The sequence below is a fragment of the Nocardiopsis sp. KDC1DS13DA1 genome, assembly GCF_055632325.1.
Genome location: NZ_JBVMUY010000052.1, coordinates 19,781 through 37,261, shown reverse-complemented (window position 1 = coordinate 37,261; position 17,481 = coordinate 19,781). Strand labels below are relative to the sequence as shown.

At 72.4% G+C, this 17,481-nt stretch carries 13 protein-coding genes and 3 tRNA genes; 8 read left to right on the top strand and 8 right to left on the bottom strand.

Annotation, left to right across the window (positions count from 1 at the left end):
• Positions 1-8: 8 nt before the first annotated feature.
• The 4 genes from ACTVAJ_RS28120 to ACTVAJ_RS28105 form a co-directional block, all read right to left on the bottom strand.
• Positions 9-82: transfer RNA gene (locus tag ACTVAJ_RS28120), tRNA-Phe, on the bottom strand.
• Between the two features lie 28 nt (positions 83-110).
• A tRNA-Asp gene (locus ACTVAJ_RS28115) sits at positions 111-185 on the bottom strand.
• Positions 186-274: 89 nt separating this feature from the next.
• Positions 275-347 (bottom strand) — tRNA-Glu (locus ACTVAJ_RS28110).
• Between the two features lie 89 nt (positions 348-436).
• Complete coding sequence (locus ACTVAJ_RS28105; RefSeq protein ID WP_470391310.1) at positions 437-1,942, bottom strand: metallophosphoesterase family protein; 1,506 nt, start codon at positions 1,940-1,942, stop codon at positions 437-439.
• A gap of 106 nt (positions 1,943-2,048) precedes the next feature.
• Between ACTVAJ_RS28105 and ACTVAJ_RS28100 the strand changes: the two genes are divergently transcribed.
• The 4 genes from ACTVAJ_RS28100 (at position 2,049) to ACTVAJ_RS28085 (ending at position 5,362) form a co-directional block, all read left to right on the top strand.
• On the top strand, positions 2,049-2,399 hold the full coding sequence (locus tag ACTVAJ_RS28100) for a metallopeptidase family protein (RefSeq protein WP_470391309.1): 351 nt from the start codon (positions 2,049-2,051) through the stop codon (positions 2,397-2,399).
• 318 nt (positions 2,400-2,717) lie between these two features.
• On the top strand, positions 2,718-4,022 hold the full coding sequence (locus tag ACTVAJ_RS28095) for an MFS transporter (RefSeq protein ID WP_470391308.1): 1,305 nt from the start codon (positions 2,718-2,720) through the stop codon (positions 4,020-4,022).
• Between the two features lie 384 nt (positions 4,023-4,406).
• Complete coding sequence (locus ACTVAJ_RS28090; RefSeq protein ID WP_470391307.1) at positions 4,407-4,841, top strand: hypothetical protein; 435 nt, start codon at positions 4,407-4,409, stop codon at positions 4,839-4,841.
• Between the two features lie 50 nt (positions 4,842-4,891).
• Positions 4,892-5,362, top strand: coding sequence for a PaaI family thioesterase (locus ACTVAJ_RS28085; RefSeq protein ID WP_470391306.1), 471 nt, complete (start codon positions 4,892-4,894; stop codon positions 5,360-5,362).
• A 15-nt stretch (positions 5,363-5,377) separates the two neighbouring features.
• Here the strand turns inward: ACTVAJ_RS28085 and ACTVAJ_RS28080 are convergent, their stop codons facing one another.
• Together ACTVAJ_RS28080 and ACTVAJ_RS28075 are read right to left on the bottom strand one after the other, a co-directional pair.
• Positions 5,378-6,154, bottom strand: coding sequence for an SGNH/GDSL hydrolase family protein (locus tag ACTVAJ_RS28080; RefSeq protein WP_470391305.1), 777 nt, complete (start codon positions 6,152-6,154; stop codon positions 5,378-5,380).
• Positions 6,155-6,159: 5 nt separating this feature from the next.
• The gene (locus tag ACTVAJ_RS28075; RefSeq protein ID WP_470391304.1) at positions 6,160-6,753 is read right to left on the bottom strand and encodes a PadR family transcriptional regulator; all 594 of its coding nucleotides are present in this window, start codon (positions 6,751-6,753) and stop codon (positions 6,160-6,162) included.
• Positions 6,754-6,858: 105 nt separating this feature from the next.
• Between ACTVAJ_RS28075 and ACTVAJ_RS28070 the strand changes: the two genes are divergently transcribed.
• Positions 6,859-7,263 carry a nuclear transport factor 2 family protein gene (locus ACTVAJ_RS28070; RefSeq protein ID WP_470391303.1) on the top strand — a complete coding sequence of 135 codons (405 nt, stop codon included), beginning with the start codon at positions 6,859-6,861 and terminating at the stop codon, positions 7,261-7,263.
• On the opposite strand, the gene ACTVAJ_RS28065 is transcribed toward ACTVAJ_RS28070, so the two are convergent.
• Together ACTVAJ_RS28065 and ACTVAJ_RS28060 are read right to left on the bottom strand one after the other, a co-directional pair.
• Positions 7,251-7,451, bottom strand: a complete 201-nt coding sequence (locus tag ACTVAJ_RS28065; RefSeq protein WP_470391302.1) for a hypothetical protein — start codon at positions 7,449-7,451, stop codon at positions 7,251-7,253. The two genes, ACTVAJ_RS28070 and ACTVAJ_RS28065, sit on opposite strands and share 13 nt — an antisense overlap.
• A gap of 217 nt (positions 7,452-7,668) precedes the next feature.
• Positions 7,669-13,128 (bottom strand): ATP-binding protein, encoded by a 5,460-nt coding sequence (locus ACTVAJ_RS28060; RefSeq protein ID WP_470391301.1) that lies wholly within the window; start codon positions 13,126-13,128, stop codon positions 7,669-7,671.
• Between the two features lie 485 nt (positions 13,129-13,613).
• On the opposite strand from ACTVAJ_RS28060, the gene ACTVAJ_RS28055 reads away from it, so the two are divergent.
• The 3 genes from ACTVAJ_RS28055 to ACTVAJ_RS28045 all read left to right on the top strand — a co-directional run bounded on the left by ACTVAJ_RS28055 (position 13,614) and on the right by ACTVAJ_RS28045 (position 17,462).
• Positions 13,614-14,096 (top strand): DUF1269 domain-containing protein, encoded by a 483-nt coding sequence (locus tag ACTVAJ_RS28055; protein ID WP_470391300.1) that lies wholly within the window; start codon positions 13,614-13,616, stop codon positions 14,094-14,096.
• 241 nt (positions 14,097-14,337) lie between these two features.
• Complete coding sequence (locus tag ACTVAJ_RS28050) at positions 14,338-16,014, top strand: NAD(P)/FAD-dependent oxidoreductase (protein ID WP_470391299.1); 1,677 nt, start codon at positions 14,338-14,340, stop codon at positions 16,012-16,014.
• Positions 16,011-17,462: an ATP-binding protein gene (locus ACTVAJ_RS28045; RefSeq protein WP_470391298.1), complete on the top strand. Its 1,452-nt coding sequence runs from the start codon at positions 16,011-16,013 to the stop codon at positions 17,460-17,462. Before ACTVAJ_RS28050 ends, ACTVAJ_RS28045 begins: the two co-directional genes overlap by 4 nt.
• Positions 17,463-17,481: the final 19 nt, after the last annotated feature.

Below are 17,481 nucleotides of genomic sequence, written 5' to 3'. Positions count from 1 at the left end.
AGGGTGGGTGGCTAGGGGCGGGGTCGAACCGCCGACCTTCCGCTTTTCAGGCGGACGCTCGTACCAACTGAGCTACCTAGCCATGCGCGCCGATCGCTCGGCGGCATCTGCGGTCCTGACGGGATTTGAACCCGCGGCCTCCACCTTGACAGGGTGGCGAGCACTCCTAACTGCTCCACAGGACCTTGTTCGGTTGTCACGCCGGTTCCGAGGACCCGGCGCGTTGCTGCGGTACTCATTCTGCCAGATGTCCGACAGTGGTCTGACCGCCTCGTACCCCCAACGGGATTCGAACCCGCGCTACCGCCTTGAAAGGGCGGCGTCCTAGGCCGCTAGACGATGGGGGCCCGTGTGACAGGTCAAGCATAGGGGAGATTCCCACCAACTCCAAAGCGATTCGCCCGCCCATCGCGGACGGTCTCCGCCTGCGGGAACGTCACTCCCCGGACGGGCTCGCCGACGCGTCGGGGCCCCCGCCCGACTCCCCCACCCGACGGTCGGGGTCGGGTTCGACGTGCCGTTCGACCTGCGCGGACGTCAGACCGATCCCACCGAGGTCGATGTCGTCGCGCGCCTGGAGACGCCCGGTCTCCGCGTCCAGGTACAGCACCGACGCCTGGTACGGGATCGGCCGCCCCGCGGCGTGATCAAGACCACCCAGGCCCGCGCCGCCCGTGGACCCCTGCACCAGGAACCGTGTGCCCTCGGATCCGAGCCGTGTGGACCGCTGGTGCTCGTTCCCCATGAGGACGAGCGGCGCCACACCGTCGAACGGCCCCGCCTGCGCACGCGTGTGCAACACGGCCACGTCCACCTCGTCCCCGGAGTCGGCCACCGCCTCCGCCTGCTCCTCGCCCAGTTCGGCGACCTCCCGCGGACTCGGGTTGAGCCGGGTCGCGTCCGGGACGAACCGCGGATCGCCCGCCCCGTAGAGGGTCAGCCCCGCCACCTCCCGGACCTCCCCGTCGAGCACCACGGCGTTCGGCTGCGCCGCCACCGCCCGCTGGGTCCCCATGGAGTCGTGCCGTCCGCGCACCCACACGTAGGGCACCTCCAGGTCGGCGATCTCGTCCGCGAAGGCGTCCTCGGCGGCGCTTCCCCGGTCGGTCAGGTCGCCGGAGTCCACGATCAGGTCGATCCCGTACTGGTCCGCGAGGGTGCCGATGATGGCCCACGACGCCGGGTTGAGATGGATGTCGGACACGTGCAGGACGCGGATGACCGACTCGTCCTCCTCGTACACGGGCAGGGTCGAGGTCGCCTCGTAGAGCCTCGACACGTTGCCCACCAGTCCGGCGAGCTGCTCCTGGTACTGCGTGAAACGGCTCACGACGGCCTCGGCGCTACCCACCACCTGCGGTGCCCCCGCGATGAGGCCCGTGTACCGGGGCTCGGCGATCGCGCTCGGGTTGAACGTGGCCGCGGCGACGGCCCCGGAGGCCGCGAGCACCGCCAGCGACGTCGCCGCGCTGCACAGGGCCCGCCACACGTTCCTGAACAGCACCAGCCCCACCAGCAGCGCCCCCAGGCCGGCGGCCAGCACCCCCCGGACCAGCAGCGCGGTCACCCCGGTGCGCAGGTCCTCGCCGATACCCGCGGCCATGCGGTTGATGGACTCCGGGTCGGCGAACATCTCCTCGGCCGCGGACAGCCGGATGTCGGAGATGGTCGCCTCCAACCGCAGCGGGGCCCGGTGGGTGTCGAAGGCGAGCTGCCCGAAGGGGGCGACGTCGACGACCGTCTCACCGTGCCACTGGGGCACCAGGCTGAACGTGACGTCGGCCGGGCCGATCGGGGTGACGACCTGCCCCCCGAGGGCAAGCCCCAGCCACCCCCCGACGAGCCCCGCCACGACGACGCAGGCCCAACGCCACGTACGTCCGGCCCGCACACGCTGGAAGGCTCCCCGGTAGTCGTATGCGCGGACTGATTCCCAAGACACCACTCCCCCATGATGCCGCCACCGCGGACCGTTCCCAATGTTTCCTCCCGTCCAGAGTGTTATGTCTCTTCCAGCTCCCTTCCGGCACCCGCGGCCAGGCAGCACAATGGCTGGTGTGGTGGAACTGACGCGCGCGCAATTCGAGGAACTGGTCGCGGACGCCCTGGACGAGATCCCCTCTCATCTGGCGCGACTCATGGACAACGTGGTCATCACGGTCGAGGACGAGTCGCCGGACGGTCTGCTCGGGCTGTACGAGGGTGTGCCGCTGACCGAGCGGGGCGACGCCTACTTCGGGGTGCTGCCGGACCGGATCCTCATCTACCGGCGCGACATCTGCGCGATCTGCGAGACCGCGGAGGAGGTCGTGGAGGAGGTCCGTGTCACCGTCATCCACGAGATCGCACACCACTTCGGCATCGACGACGCCCGGCTCGACGAGCTCGGCTGGGCCTGACAGCCCAGGAACGGGACACAGAAGGACGAAGTGCCTGATTTGCCCTACCCCGGAAAGTCGAATCGACACCAGGGGGCGCCAACCTGGAATTCCAGGTTCATTCCGGCGCTCCCGTACATCTCCCCCCGAACCGCGCCCCCGATACGCCGAGAAGCAGGTCAGGGTGCACCCGAACGCGCGGGAAAACCCTAACCCAGCGCAACGAATCAGACACGAAATCCTCAAAGCGGCTTGCGGCGAGCCGCCACGTCGGGAACGGTTGGTCATCGGGACGCGACACAGCGTGAATTCAACCCTGTAAAAACGAGGGAGTGCCGGGTGTCGAATCCGAGCCTCGACAAATCATCTGATGACGGGGGCCACGAGACCCCCAACCCCCCGAGCGAGTCCTGGCGGAGCAGCTACCGCGAGGTCATGAGGATCGGCGAGTTCCGCTCCATCTGGCTCGCCCACGCGCTCTCGATGATCGGCACCAACGTGCTGAACATCGCCACCAGCATCCTCGTCTACCAGCTCACCGGGTCCGCCTTCGCGACCGGTGTCACGCTCGCGGTCACCTTCCTGCCCCCGTTCATCGCCGGGCCGCTGCTGTCCGGACTCGCCGACCTCTTCCCCCGCCGCCAGGTCATGGTGGTGTGTGACCTGGTCCGCGCCCTGGTCGTGCTCCTCATCGCCGTTCCGGGGATGCCGGTCTGGGCGATCTGGACGCTGCTGTTCTGCTCCGTCCTGCCGTCGATCCCGTTCGCCGCCGCACGCGCGGCGCTCATGACCGAGATCGTCCAGGGCGAGCGGTACGTGGCCAGCACGGCCATCATCCAGCTCACCTCGCAGGTCGGCATGCTGATCGGCCTCGTCGCGGGCGGAGTCGTCGTCGGGTTCATCGGTCCGCACGTCGCCGTGGCCGCCAACGGCGCCGTCTTCGTCCTGTCCACGCTCATCGTGCTGGTCGGTGTCCGCCCCCGCCCCGCCGCCCGCTCCGGCGACGAGGACCGCCCGGGCTTCCTCGCGATGACCCGGGACGGCGCCAAGCTCGTCTTCGGCGACTCCCGCCTGCGCACCCTGGCGCTGCTCGCCTGGCTCGCCGGCCTGTACTCGATCCCGTACGGCCTCGCCAAGCCGATGGCCGCCGAGATCGGCGCGGGGGACGCGGCGACCGGGTTCATCATGGCGGGCTCCGCGGTCGGAGCGCTGATCGGCGGACTCGTCCTCACCCGGCTGATCCCGCCGCCCACCCGGATGCGACTGCTCGGCCCGCTGGCCGTGCTCACCTCCGTGCCGCTGCTCCTGTGGCTGCTGGACCCGCCGCTGTGGCTGATGGTCACCGCCCTCGCCCTGGTGGGGGTCGCCGGCTCCTACCAGTTCGTCGCCAACGCGGCGTTCGTCCTGTGCGTGCCCAAGGAGGGCCGGGCCCTGGCCTTCGGGCTGGTCGCGGCGGGACTCCAGGTCGCCCAGGGCGTGGGCATCCTCGTCGCCGGGTTCTTCGCGGAGTTCGTCAGCACCGGGACCGTCATCGTGGTGGCCGGCGCGCTGGGGATCACGGCCGCCGCCCTCCTCTCGATCCCGTGGGCCCGGGCCGCCGGTCCCACGATCGAGCGGATGAACGAGACCGAGCGGACCGCTTAGGGCCTGTTCCCCGGAGCGGTCACTCCAGGGGGGCTGGTTCGGGCTCCGGCAGGGGGCTTCGCGCGGGTACCGCGCCGTCAGGCGCCCGCCGGGGATGCCCGCCAGGGCGAGGAGGCCGCAACTGACGTCACGCACAAGCACGTCGCACGAACCCCCGTCGGCGGGGAACCGCCCGTACCGGTCCCAGGTGGCCCGCATCCGCACACCCCGTGACCTCCGCTTTCACGGGGATCCCGGAAGGAGGTACCCACGGGCGTGTGCGATATTGAGCCGACGACCCGCACCGCGCCCCGGGCCTCCCGACGGCGCCCCGGAGGCCGGGCCGTCACACCGTCGGGCGGGTTGCCCCGTCCGGTTCACGACCAGCGCCGAAGGAACACACCCGTGAACGGAAGACGCCGCCGCCACTTCCTGGCCGCACTGGAGCCCCTGCTCGAACCCGGGGAGCGGGTGGAGGTGACGACCGTCGTCAACCTGTCCTCGGTGTCCGTGGGCCGGACCGCGGTGTTCGGCGCGGCCTCGGCGATCATGAGCGGCGGAGCCTTCGCGGTCGTCCCGACGCCGACCCCCATGTACCTGGCGATGACCGACCGCCGGCTCTTCGTCTTCGAGGCGGACCCGGTGTTCTCCCGACCCCGGGGGCACCTGATGACCCTGCCCCGGGAGGGCCTGGTCCGCTCGGCGATCAGGGAGCGGGTGCTCAACTCCTCGTTCGACGTCTTCGCGCCGGGCGACGGACAGGGGCTGCGGATCGTCTTCCCCCTGCCCGCGCGCGGTGACCGGAACGCGGTCGCGGCGGCGCTCCCCCAGGTCGCCTGACCCGCGGGTCACTTCCCCTTGACAGCCCGGTCCGGGGCGCAGGAGGGTCGATGCACCAACCGAGGGGACCCACGGGACAGGGGTGCGGTGTGAGCGGTGATCTGGACCTGACGGTGGCGCGGAAGGTGCTGGAGGCCCAGCCCTTCAGCGTCCTGCTCGGCGCCCGGCTGACGGCCTTCGACGAGGAGGGTGCGACGCTGGAGCTGGAGATCCGGGACGACCTGCGCCAGCAGCACGGGTTCGTGCACGGCGGGGTGCTGAGCTACGCGGCGGACAACGCGCTCACGTTCGCGGCGGGCGCCGCGGTCGGCGCGCGGGTCGTGACCGCCGGGTTCACCATCGACTACCTGCGCCCCGCCCGGGGCGACCTGCTGCGGGCCCGCGCGCGGATCGTCCGGGCCGGGCGCACCCGTGTGGTGTGCCGCTGCGAGCTGTCCACCGTGGACGCCGACGGGGTGGAGACCCCGTGCGCCGTGGCGCAGGGGACGGTCTCGGTACTGGAGGGACCGGACGGGTCCTGAGGGCCGGTACCCGGGTCACCCGTCGGCGGCGCGGACCGGCTCCAGCCGGGGCCGCTTCGCCCTCCGGCCGTCGCCCGACGAGCGTCCGCGCAGCCGCCGCAACACCCAGGGGCCGAGGAACGCGGCGACCCAGGCGAGCTCCGCCCCGGCACGGCGCCAGGACGGCGGGGGCGCGAGCGGGGGCAGCGGATCGGACCAGGAGGCGTCACTGCCCGCGACGCCGAGCGCGTGGGCGACCGCCGCCGCGATACGGGCGTGCCCCAGCGGCGTGGCGTGGATGCGGTCGGCGCTCCACAGCCGGGGATCCGTGGTCACCGGGTACGGGAACGTGTCGACCAGCACGGAGCCGTGGCGGCGGGCCATGGTGCGGATCCGGTCGTTGAGGTCCAGCACGCGCGGGCGCAGCCGCCCCGCCAGCGGGGCGATCCGGGCGATGTCGGGGAAGGTGAAGGTCACCGTGGTCGCCCCGGAGGCGGTGAACGCGGCCAGCATCGCCTCCAGGTCGGCGGCCACGGCGTCCGCGTCGTACCCCGGTCGGACCAGGTCGTTCATGCCCGCCATCACGGTCACCAGGTCGGGGTCGAGGGCGAGCGCGGGCGCCAGTTGCTCGGCGCGGATACGCCCGGCCAGCCGTCCGCGCACGGCGAGGTTGGCGTAGGCGAACCCGGGTTCGTGGGCGGCGAGCGTCCCGGCGAGCCGGTCGGCCCACCCCCGGTACCCGGTGGCCTCGTCCCCGTCGTTCAGCCCCTCGGTCTGGCTGTCGCCGACCGCGACGTAGCGCAGGTACCCCACCGGCCTCACCCCCGTCCCGAGTCGGACTCGGTGCCGGTGTCCGCCCGCGCCGCCCGGCGGTCGAGCACGGCCAGGACCCGCTCGCCCCAGCGCACGTTCTCCCGCTCGAAGGCCAGGCCCGCCAGGAGGGTCAGGTAGGGGCCGACCCGCTCGGCGTGGACGAGGTGCTCCTCCTCGCTCCTCCCCTGGAGGAGGCGCTCGCGCAGCCGCTCGTAGCGGGCGATCTTCGCGCGCGCCCACCCGATCCGCTCCGCGACCGAGCCCCGGACCGCGGCGACGTCACCCGCGTCCACCGCCTGCACCTGGACCAGGAGGTCCTCACGCATCGCGCCCGGTCTGGGCGGCGCGGCGGTGAACTCGCGCAGGGCCCGGCGTCCGGCGTCGGTGAGGGAGAACAGCCGCTTGTTCGGGCGCTTCTCCTGGTGCACGACGCGTGCCCGGACCAGGCCCTCGGCCTCCATGCGGTCCAGTTCCCGGTAGAGCTGCTGCGGTGTGGCCATCCAGAAGTTGGCCACCGAGGCGTCGAAGCCCTTGGCCAGGTCATATCCGGACGCCTCACCCTCCAGGAGTGCGGCCATCACCGCGTCGCGCAATGCCATGGGGTCGAGTGAACCAAGTTGACTAGTCAATTTCAAGACTGGACAACTATGTGCATACAACCTAGTGTCCGACACACCTACTCAACGAGTTGTCCAGGAGGGCACATGCGTGAGTTCCGCGCGGCGGTCGAGGCCAGGGACATGGCCGCGGTCGAGGCACTGCTCGCCGAGGACGTCGTGTTCACCAGCCCGGTGGTCTTCCGGCCCTACCCGGGCCGGGCGATCACCGCGGCGATCCTGCGCGGGGTCCTGCGGGTCTTCGAGGACTTCCGCTACCTGCGGGAGTACGAGGGGACCGACGGCCGCGACCACGCGCTCATGTTCGAGGCGACGGTGAACGGCCGCCGGGTCCAGGGCTGCGACTTCCTGCGCGTGGGCGGGGACGGCCTGATCGAGGAGCTCACCGTCATGGTCCGGCCGCTGTCGGGGGCCAACGCGCTCGCCGAGGCCATGGGCGCGCAGTTCGAGCGGATCAGGCGGGAGGCGGCGGAGGCGGGTCAGGCGGTCTGACAGCGGCCGAACCACTCGGCGGCCCCGGAGGCGAGCAGGAGCACGGCCCCCGTACCCAAGGCCAGTCCCACGCCCGCCCTGGTCGCCCCGGGAGGGCTGCCGCCAGCGTTCCGTGCCGCCAGGAGTTGGACGATCCCCGCGAAGACGACCAGAAACCAGCCGACGACGGACGACAGGTCACAGACCACGGGTCTCCCAGGGGGTCGGCGGCGCGGCCGGGCGCGCCGGGGATCACGGGCTCGGGCGTTCGCGCCCCACCGTAGCCCTCCGCGGTTTCGGCGCGCGAGGGGGGCGGCACCGGTCCGCCCGGGGACGAACCCCCGTGACGCGGGAGGCCCCCGGCGGGAACCGGCCACCGCGGTCGGTGACCGGCCCGCCGGGGGCCTCAGGGCTCGGGCGGTGGCGTCACCCGCCCTGGTGCGCCTCCAGGGCGGCGATGACGCGCGGGCGCAGCTCGGCGGCGCTGATGACCGCGTCCACGGAGCCCACCTCCACCGCGCGGTGGATGTCGTGCACGCGGTCGAACTCCGCGGCCACCTCGCCGAGCTTCTCCGCCCGGACCGACACGCGCAGCTCGTCGAGCTCGGCGGTCAGCGCGGCGCGGTCGGCACCGGAGGCGGCCGCGACACGGGCCTCCAGGTCCCGCACCCGCGGGTCGGCCGCGGTCCGGGCGTTGACCTCACCGGAGAACACCACCGCGGCGGCGGGGGCGCCGCCGAGCACCGAGGCGTAGGAGCCCTCCAGCGCGAGCACGGTCATGTTCGGGTTCAGCGCCTTGGAGAACACCACGAAGGCGCCGCCGTGGTACCGAGAGATCACGCAGAACACGATGGGCCCGCGGAAGTTCACGATCGCGCGGCCGATCTCCGCGCCGTACTCCAGCTGGAGTTCGCGCATCGACTCCGGTGAGCCGTCGAAGCCCGACAGGTTCGCCAGCACCACGAGCGGCCGGTTGCCGCTGGCGGCGTTGATCGCCCGTGCGGCCTTCTTCGACGACTTCGGGAACAGCGTGCCCGCGGTGTAGGCGTCCGGGCCGTCGGTGCGCGGGAAGCCGCGGCGCTGGACCGACCGCGACTCGATGCCGAGCAGGGACACCGGCATCCCGCCCAGGTGCACGTCCTGCACCACCGCGGTGTCCGCGTCGGCCATGCCCGCCCAGCGCTCCAGCACCGCGTGGTCCTGGTCGGAGAGCGCCCGCATCACCGTCCGGATGTCGAACGGCTTCTTGCGGTCCGGGTTGGCCTGCGCGGAGAAGATCTCGCCGACGGTGGTGAAGTCGCTGCCCTCCACCGTGTGCGGGAAGTCGGAGACGTCGCGGTCGACGGGGTCGGCGGTCGCGGCCCGCCGCGGCCGCTCCTCGCCCGGCACGACGTAGGAGTGGTCGTAGTGCGACATCAGGACGTCGCGCGCGGCGGTCAGGTTCGGCGCCCAGTACTGCGCCTGCCCGTTCGGACCCATGACCCGGTCGTAGCCGCCGATGCCGAAGTTGTCCTCGGCCGACACGCCGCCGGAGAAGTCGAGCGACTGCTTGCCGGTGAGCACCATCGCCGAGTCCGGCGTCATGACCAGGACGCCCTTGGTGTGCATGAGCATCGTCGCCTCGGCGTTCCAGTACGGCTGGGCGCCGACGTTGATGCCCGCGACGACGACGTTGACCTCACCGCCGTCCTGAGTGAACTCGACGATCCGCTTGAGCGCCGCGGCCACCCAGTCCATGTTCTCCGTGCCGGACTCCATGGAGATCCGCGCACCGGCCGACAGCGCGTACCACTCCAGCGGGACCCGCAACCGCTCGGCCAGGTCCAGCGCCGCGATCACCCGGCGGCACTCCGGCTCGGACAGCGCGCCGAGCGACTTGGTCGGGTCGCCGAGCAGGACCACCCGGCGGACGCCCTCGGGGTGCCGCTCGGTGGGCGTGGTCACCACGCCCGCGACGATCGCGGCGGTGTTGCGCCCCTTGGGCCGGTCGACCGGGACGAGCACGTGGTCGTCGTCGAGGTCGTGCTCCACGAACTCGCCGAGCAGGCCGGTCAGCTCGTACGGGTACACCGTGTTGCGGCTGCTCGCGCGCAGCACCTTCTGGCGGTAGTCGTCGACCGGCTCGACCGGCTCGTCCGACGGCTCGCCGATGGTCAGCTCGGTGGCCCCGGTGGCGTCGGAGGAGATGCGGATGGCGACCTTGGCCAGCTCGCCGGTCTCCGGGTCGCGCTGGCGCGCGATGAACAGGATCTCCTCCAGTCCGGCGCCCTCGGCCGTCGGCCGCACCCGCCCGGCGATCATCTCCAGCTCCTCGCGGGTGATCTCGCTCGGCGGCCAGACGTAGATCACGATCCGGTTGGTGTTGGAGCGTTTGCGCGACGGGCGCCGCGACCGCTCCCTGCGGATCGAGTCGAGGCAGGCGGCGACGGTGTCCTCGGCCGTCGGCAGCGCGACGAGCCTGCCGTCCTGCTCGCGCAGTTCGGTCAGGTCGCGCACCTGCGCGAACGCGACGAGGCGGTCGTCCGACGGGTTCTCCCGCGCCACGCACCGGAAGAGGTAGACCTCCTCGTCCGAGGACGGCAGCCGGGTGAGGTCGAACCTGCTCAGCCGCTCCATCTGCATCCGCTGCGCGATGTAGGGGTGCAGGCCGCGGATCAGCCGGTCCTCGGCCATCCCGGTCGGCGACGGACGGAACGTGAAGTGGTGGTGCATCACCGCGCCGTCGCGGCCGGCGACGGTCGTGGTCAGCCTGCGGACCCGGTCCGGCAGCGGGTGCACCCTGAGGGCCTCCTGCAGCGCGGCGGCCATCGCGTCGAAGTCCTCGGGCTGCTTCTCCCAGGCGAGGTAGATGTCGGCGTCGATGTCGTGCTCGCCGTTCGCCAGCTCGGCGAGCCCGCGCAGCGCACCGCCCAGCGCGTCGAAGCCCACCGCGGAGGAGACCACGCGCGACCCCGCGCGGTCGGCGACCACGAAGGTGCACCCCCCGGCCTCGGCCGCGCGGACCCCGGTGAGGCCCTTGTTGCCGTAGTACCGGCGGGTCAGGACCTCCAGCATGACGGAGTTGTCCAGGTCGGCGCGGACGAGCCGCTGGCCGAGCAGCCGCACCAGCGGCTCGGTGCTGCGCACCATCTCGGCGACGCGCTCGGCGCGGTCCGGCGCCTGCGGGTCGGCGTCCAGGTGGCGCAGGTGCCGGCGGACGTTGGCGTAGACGCGGGCGCGGTTGCGGCGCAGGAGCGGCTGGCCGAACCAGGAGAACACGACGCCGCGCGCGAGGTCGGCGACCGCGGGGAAGCGGACCTGGGTGGCGGCCACCAGCCGCTCCAGCACGCGTCCGGCGGTCTCGCGCAGGGACTCGCCCGGCTGCGGCTCCCGCAGCCACGCGCGCAGCAGCTCGGTCACCACGGAGACGTCGGCGGACACGCGCTGCTGGGCGAGGAAGATCCGGAACACCGCGGATTCGAGCTCGGGGGAGCGCTCCAGGTCGGTGACCCCGTAGTGCCCGAGGGCCCTGGCGAGCTTGTCCTGGAACGCCTCGGGGAGCCCGGCCCGTTCGACGTCGAGGCTCTGGAGGTAGGTGTGGAAGTACTCGCGCGCGCTGTGGAGGCGGTCGTCCGCGCCGCCCTCCTCACCGGCCGGGCGGTTGCGGCTCAGCTCGGCGAGGTCGGCGAACAGGTCGACGAGGCGGAGCTCCTCGGCCAGCGGCCGGTGGCCCTCCGCGACGGCCTGCTCGCGCGCGGCGAGGTAGTCGTCGAGCACCCGGCGTTCGTCGTGCGGGTCGACGTCGAAGCCCAGCAGCAGGCTCCGCACGTCCTCGTGGCCGCGCGCGGTACGCGTGCGGGCGGGGACCCCCTCGGCGGGGAGGGGCAGGTCCAGTTCCACCGCCTCGGCGGCGGAGGTGTCCTCGGCCTCGTCGTCGGCGAGCGGCTCCAGGCGCAGCAGCGCGGCGCCGGTCTCCACCTGGCTGCCCACGGACACGGCGCACTCCTTCAGCCGTGCCCGGAACGGCGCCCGCAGCACCGTCTCCATCTTCATGCTCTCCAGCACCAGGACCGGAGCGCCCGCCTCGACCTCGGCGCCGACCTCCAGCGGTGTGGCGACGACCAGTGCGGGCGCGGGCGAGCGCAGGACGCCGCCCTCGTCGCGGCTGACGCGGTGCGCCACGCCCTCCACCTCGACCAGGTGGATCGGTCCGTGTGTCCCGGTGAGCAGCCGGTACTGGGTGCCGTTGACGATGATCCGCCCGGTGTGCTCGTCGAAGCGGTCGAGCTCGACGTCGGCGGTGCGGGCCTCCTCGCCCGCCTCGATCCCGACGCGGAAGCGGTGCGCGCCGACGCGCGCGACCCGCACGCGGTAGCCGACACCGCGCAGTTTGAGGTCCAGCGGCCGGCCGCTCTCGTGCTGCACCTGCGGACGGCCGCCGAACGCGGTCGACAGCAGGCGGTGCTGCTCGACGCGCTCCTCCTCCTCGTAGGCCTCGATGGCGGCCGCGGCCAGGGCGACGGCGGAGTGCCGGTGGCAGACGAGTCCGCCCTCGCTCCGGACCCGGTCGATCCAGCCGGTGTCGGCGCTGGCGTCGATGACCTCGGGCCGGTCGAGCAGGTCGAGCACGAAGCTCTTGTTCGTCGCGCCGCCCTCGATGATCACGGTGGTCTGCGCCATCGCCCGGCGGAGCCTGCCGAGCGCCTCGTCGCGGTCGGCTCCGTAGGCGATGATCTTGGCGATCATCGAGTCGAAGTCGGCGGGGATGGTGTCGCCCTCGCTGACGCCGGTGTCCACCCGGATGCCCGGTCCCGCGGGCAGGTCCAGCCGCGCGATGCGGCCCGGGGAGGGGGCGAAGTCGCGGTCCGGGTCCTCGGCGTTGAGCCGGGCCTCGATGGCGTGCCCGCGCTCAGCCGGCGGCGCGCCCTCCAGCCGTCCGCCGGAGGCCACGTGCAGCTGCGCCCTGACCAGGTCGACGCCGGTGGTGGACTCGGTGATCGGGTGCTCGACCTGGAGTCGGGTGTTGACCTCCAGGAAGGCGAAGAGCTCGTCGCCGGGGTGGTAGAGGAACTCGACCGTGGCCGCGCCGCGGTAGCCGACCGCGACGGCCAGCCGCTCGGCCGACGTCTTGAGCTCGGCGGTCTGCTCGGGGCTCAGGACCGGCGAGGCCGACTCCTCGATGATCTTCTGGTTGCGCCGCTGCACCGAGCAGTCGCGCACGCCGAGCGCCCAGGCGGTCTCGCCGTCGGCGATCACCTGTACCTCGACGTGCCGGGCGTGGGTGACCAGGCGTTCCAGGAACACGACACCGCTGCCGAACGCCCGGGCGGCCTCCTGGCTGGTCCGCTCGTAGGCCTCGGCCAGCTCGCCCTCGTGGTTGATGACGCGGATACCGCGCCCGCCGCCGCCCGCGGTCGCCTTCAGCATCAGCGGGTAGCCGATCCGCGACGCCGACTCCAGGGCGGCGTCCAGGGTCTCGACCGCGCCCCGGCTCCAGGGGGCGACCGGCACGCCGACCTCCTCGGCGATCAGCTTCGCGCCGATCTTGTCGCCGAGCTTGCGCATGGCCTCGGCGCTGGGACCGACGAAGGTGACGCCGACCCGCTCGCACAGCTCCGCGAACGCCGGGTCCTCGGCGACGAAGCCCCAACCGACCCACGCGGCGTCCGCGCCGGTCTCCACCAGCGCGCGCTCCAGCACCTTCAGGTCGAGGTACGGGCGCGCGGACGCGGGCCCGAGGTCGTAGGACAGGTCCGCCTCACGGACGAAGGCTGCCGCGCGATCGACGTCGGTGTACAGGGCGACGGTCTCGATCCGTGCCCCTGTCTCCGCGGCGAGGTCACGTACGGCGTGGATGAGGCGCATGGCGGCCTCACCACGGTTGACGATGGCGACGCGAGTGAACACCCGATTGAGTCCTTCTGTGAGATCGACGATGTGCGCGCCGCCCCCATGGCGGCACTCCGCAGAGTTCATCCTCCCGTCTGTCGACCGGCGGCGCCATGTCGTCGGCGGAGGACTCTGGGCGGCATCCGTTGTGGGAAACGTCCAAAAGCCGTCGGCCGTGTCCGACGGCGCCCCGGGACGGGCCACACGGACGGCGCCCGGCGCAATGTACGGCCTCCCAACAGCGGAAACACCCGGTTCACACAGGTCACCACGGGGTGGGGCCGTTCGCCCGGAGCACGGCCGCCCCGCGCGAAGGCCCAGCGCACACGCCTCCGGGCCCGACCGCGCCCCGGGACCGCGGAGGCGGCCGGTGTCCGGCATGTCACACCCGGGCCCGGTCGAACATGGTGCTCGCTTTTCCGAACGATGGCGCTACGGCGAAGCCCACCCGGAAAGACTGTGAGTGAACATCCAATCACGCGAAGCAATCACAGGAGGAACGGATGGCGCAGCTCGTCGTGCTCGGCGTGGCCGACACCAAGACGGCCGAAGAGGCGCTGGACATCGCGTCCGATCTGGCCAAGCAGGAACTGCTGAAGCTGGAGGACGCGGCCTACGTCTACAAGGACGCCAAGGGGCGGCCCCGCATCCACCAGACCGTCAACCTCACCGGAGTGGGGGCGCTGGGCGGCGCCTTCTGGGGCACGCTCATCGGTCTGCTGTTCCTCAACCCGCTGCTCGGCATGGCCGTGGGCGCCGCCTCGGGCGCGGTCGCGGGCAAGCTCAGCGACGTCGGCATCGACGACGACATGATCAAGCGGATCGGCTCCGAGCTCGACCAGGGCCGGGCCGCGGTCTTCCTGCTCGCGCAGTCGGCCACGCGCGAACGGGTGGTCAGCGCGTTCAAGCCCCTGCACCCGACCGTCATCCAGACCAACCTCGCCCACGACGACGAGGAGGCGCTCATCCGCGCCCTGAGCGGCTGAGCCGCCCCACGGGGAGGGCCCGCCTCCTCCCCGTGCCCGTCTCCCGGCGGTCGGCCCTCCCCGCGCGGGGAGGGCCGACCGCGTCCCGGACGGGCCGCCCGCCCGGGGATCCGGCCACCCGCCCCTGGGAGCAACGGCGCGGACACCGTACTCTTCCGTGCGGTGACCGGTCGCACCCCGGACTGGACGGCCCGGCTCCGGCGTTGCAGGGTGCGGCGGGTCGATCGGACAGGGGAGACGCATGGCGCAGCCGACAGGATCGGGACGAACCGTCATTCTGACCGTGGACGATGATCCGGGCGTGTCCCGCTCCATCGCCCGCGACCTGCGGCGCCGCTACGGGGACGCGTACCGGATCGTGCGCGCCGAGTCCGGCGAGACCGCGCTCGACGCGCTGCGGGAGCTCAAGCTCCGCGGCGACCAGGTGGCGGTGGTCCTGGCCGACTACCGGATGCCGAGGATGAACGGCATCGAGTTCCTCGAACAGGCCATCGACGTCTACCCGGGCGCCCGCCGCGTCCTGCTGACCGCCTACGCGGACACCAACGCGGCGATCGACGCGATCAACCTCGTCGACCTCGACCACTACCTCCTCAAGCCCTGGGACCCCCCGGAGGAGAAGCTCTACCCGGTCCTGGACGACCTCCTGGCGGCCTGGCGGGCCCACGGGCACCGGACCGCGGCCACCACCAAGGTGATCGGCCACCGGTGGTCGGCGCGGTCGTCGGACGTACGGGAGTTCCTGGCCCGCAACCACGTGCCCTACCGCTGGTACTCGTGCGAGGAGCCGGAGGGGCGGCGGCTGCTGGAGGCCGCCGGGCAGGACACGGAGCGGCTGCCGCTGGTGATCGCCCCGGACGGGACGGCGCGGGCGGAGCCCGGGGACCCCGAGCTCGCGTCGCTGGTGGGGCTGGCCACGACACCGGCGGAGGAGTTCTACGACCTCGTGGTGATCGGCGGCGGCCCGGCCGGGCTCGGCGCGGCCGTCTACGGGGCCTCCGAGGGTCTGCGCACCGTCCTGGTGGAACGCTCGGCCACCGGTGGCCAGGCGGGTCAGAGCTCGCGGATCGAGAACTACCTCGGCTTCCCGGACGGCGTGTCCGGCGCCCAGCTCACGGAACGGGCCAGGCGGCAGGCGGCGAAGTTCGGCGCCGAGATCCTGAGCGCGCGTGAGGTGTCGGGGCTGGAGGTGAGCGGTTCCTCGCGCACCGTCCGCTTCTCGGACGGCTCCGCGATCTACGCGCACAGCGTCCTCCTGGCGACCGGGGTCTCCTACCGGCGGTTGGGCGCCCCGGGGCTCGACGAACTGACCGGGCGCGGGGTGTTCTACGGGTCGGCGCTCACCGAGGCCCCCTCCTGCCAGGGCCACGACGTGTACGTCGTCGGCGGCGCGAACTCGGCCGGCCAGGCCGCCATGTACCTGTCCCGCGGAGCCAAGTCGGTGACCCTGCTGGTGCGCGGCCCCTCGCTGGAGGCGTCGATGTCGCACTACCTGATCCGGCAGATCGAGGACACCCCCAACATCCACGTCCGCACGGGCACGGTCGTCGAGGCCGCGCACGGCTCCGTCCACCTGGAGCGGCTCACCCTGCGCGACGCGGAGAGCGGGCGCACCGAACTCGTCGGCGCGCAGTGGCTGTTCGTGTTCATCGGGGCGGCCCCGCTCACCGACTGGCTGGAGGGCACCGTGGTCCGGGACGAGCGCGGGTTCATCCCGGCCGGACCGGACCTGACCGTCGACGGTCGGCCGCCGGGCGGCTGGGAACTGGACCGGCCGCCCTACCACCTGGAGACGAGCGTGCCGGGGGTGTTCGTCGCGGGCGACGCCCGCGCGGAGTCGGCCAAGCGGGTCGCCTCCGCGGTCGGCGAGGGCGCCATGGCCGTGATGCTCGTCCACCGCTACCTGGAGCAGTCATGAGCGGGCGGCCGACGCGTTGCGACGAGGAGGAGCTCCGCACGCTCTTCCTGTTCGAGAGGCTGGACGACGAGCAACTGGCGCGGCTGTGCCGCGAGGGCCGCGTGGAGGAGTTCGGGCCCGGTCCCGTCTACCGCGAGGGCGACCCGGCCACCTGCTTCTACGTACTCCTGGAGGGCCGGGTGGTGATGTCGCGCCGGGTCGGCGGTGACGACGTGGAGACCATCCGCACCTCGCACCGGGGGGCGTACGCGGGTGCCATGCAGGCCTACCTGAGCGGGGACGGGGACCAGCGCTACCGGGGCTCCCTCCGCGTCACGGAGCCCTCCCGGTTCTTCGTCCTGCCCGCCGAGACCTTCGCCTCGATCATGCGGGACTGGTTCCCGATGGCCGTCCACCTGCTGGAGGGGATGTTCTTCGGCACCCAGAACTCCCAGCGGACGATCGACCAGCGCGAGCGGCTCCTGGCGCTCGGCTCCCTGTCCGCGGGCCTGACCCACGAGCTCAACAACCCCGCCGCGGCCGCCGTGCGGGCCACGTCGGCGCTGCGCGGGCGGGTGGCCGGGATGCGGCACAAGCTCGGGATCATAGCGGCGGGCCCGTACACGCGCCGGACCCTGGAGACGCTCGTCGACATCCAGGAGCGCACCGCCGAACAGGTCTCGAAGGCCGAGCCGCTGAGCGCGCTGGAGGCCGCCGACCGGGAGGACGAGCTCGCCGACTGGCTCGACGAGCACGGCATCGCGGGCGGCTGGGACCTGGCGCCGACGTTCGTGCAGGCCGGGCTGGACACCGACTGGCTGGAGCGGGTGGCGGAGGCCGTGGACGAGGGAACCCTGGAGGGGGCCGTCCGGTGGCTGGAGTACACGGTGGAGACCGAACTGCTCATGGACGAGATCGAGGACTCCGCCACCCGCATCTCGCACCTCGTGGACACGGCCAAGCAGTACTCGCAGCTCGACCGCGCGCCCTTCCAGGTCACCGACGTGCACGACCTGCTGGACAGCACGCTCGTGATGCTCTCCAAGAAGATCGGGACCGGGATCCGCGTCGTCAAGGAGTACGACCGGACACTGCCGAGGGTCCCCGCCTACCCGGGTGAACTGAACCAGGTGTGGACCAACCTCATCGACAACGCCGTCGCGGCGATGGACGGTGAGGGGACGCTGACCGTGCGCACGGCACGGAACGGGGACCACCTGCTGGTGGAGTTCGGGGACACCGGGACCGGTGTGGACCCAAAGATCCGCGACCGCATCTTCGTCCCCTTCTTCACCACCAAACCGGTGGGCGAGGGAACCGGACTGGGCCTGGACATCTCCTGGCGGATCGTGGTGAACAAGCACCACGGGAGCCTCCAGGTGGAGTCCGTCCCGGGGGACACGCGCTTCCAGGTACGGCTGCCCCTGACCGCCCCGGCCGAGGAGGAGGCCTCCGCGCCCGCGGACTGAGGGCCCGGATCGACGACGT

Bases quoted from the DNA above. Each gene is read 5' to 3' on its own strand.
- ACTVAJ_RS28050 (WP_470391299.1), top strand. From the start codon at position 14,338: ATGGCGCAGCCGACAGGATCGGGACGAACCGTCATTCTGACCGTGGAC.
- ACTVAJ_RS28075 (WP_470391304.1), bottom strand. From the start codon at position 6,753: ATGGCATTGCGCGACGCGGTGATGGCCGCACTCCTGGAGGGTGAGGCG.
- ACTVAJ_RS28085 (WP_470391306.1), top strand. From the start codon at position 4,892: ATGCACCAACCGAGGGGACCCACGGGACAGGGGTGCGGTGTGAGCGGT.
- ACTVAJ_RS28070 (WP_470391303.1), top strand. From the start codon at position 6,859: ATGCGTGAGTTCCGCGCGGCGGTCGAGGCCAGGGACATGGCCGCGGTC.
- ACTVAJ_RS28055 (WP_470391300.1), top strand. From the start codon at position 13,614: ATGGCGCAGCTCGTCGTGCTCGGCGTGGCCGACACCAAGACGGCCGAA.
- ACTVAJ_RS28045 (WP_470391298.1), top strand. From the start codon at position 16,011: ATGAGCGGGCGGCCGACGCGTTGCGACGAGGAGGAGCTCCGCACGCTC.
- ACTVAJ_RS28100 (WP_470391309.1), top strand. From the start codon at position 2,049: ATGGCTGGTGTGGTGGAACTGACGCGCGCGCAATTCGAGGAACTGGTC.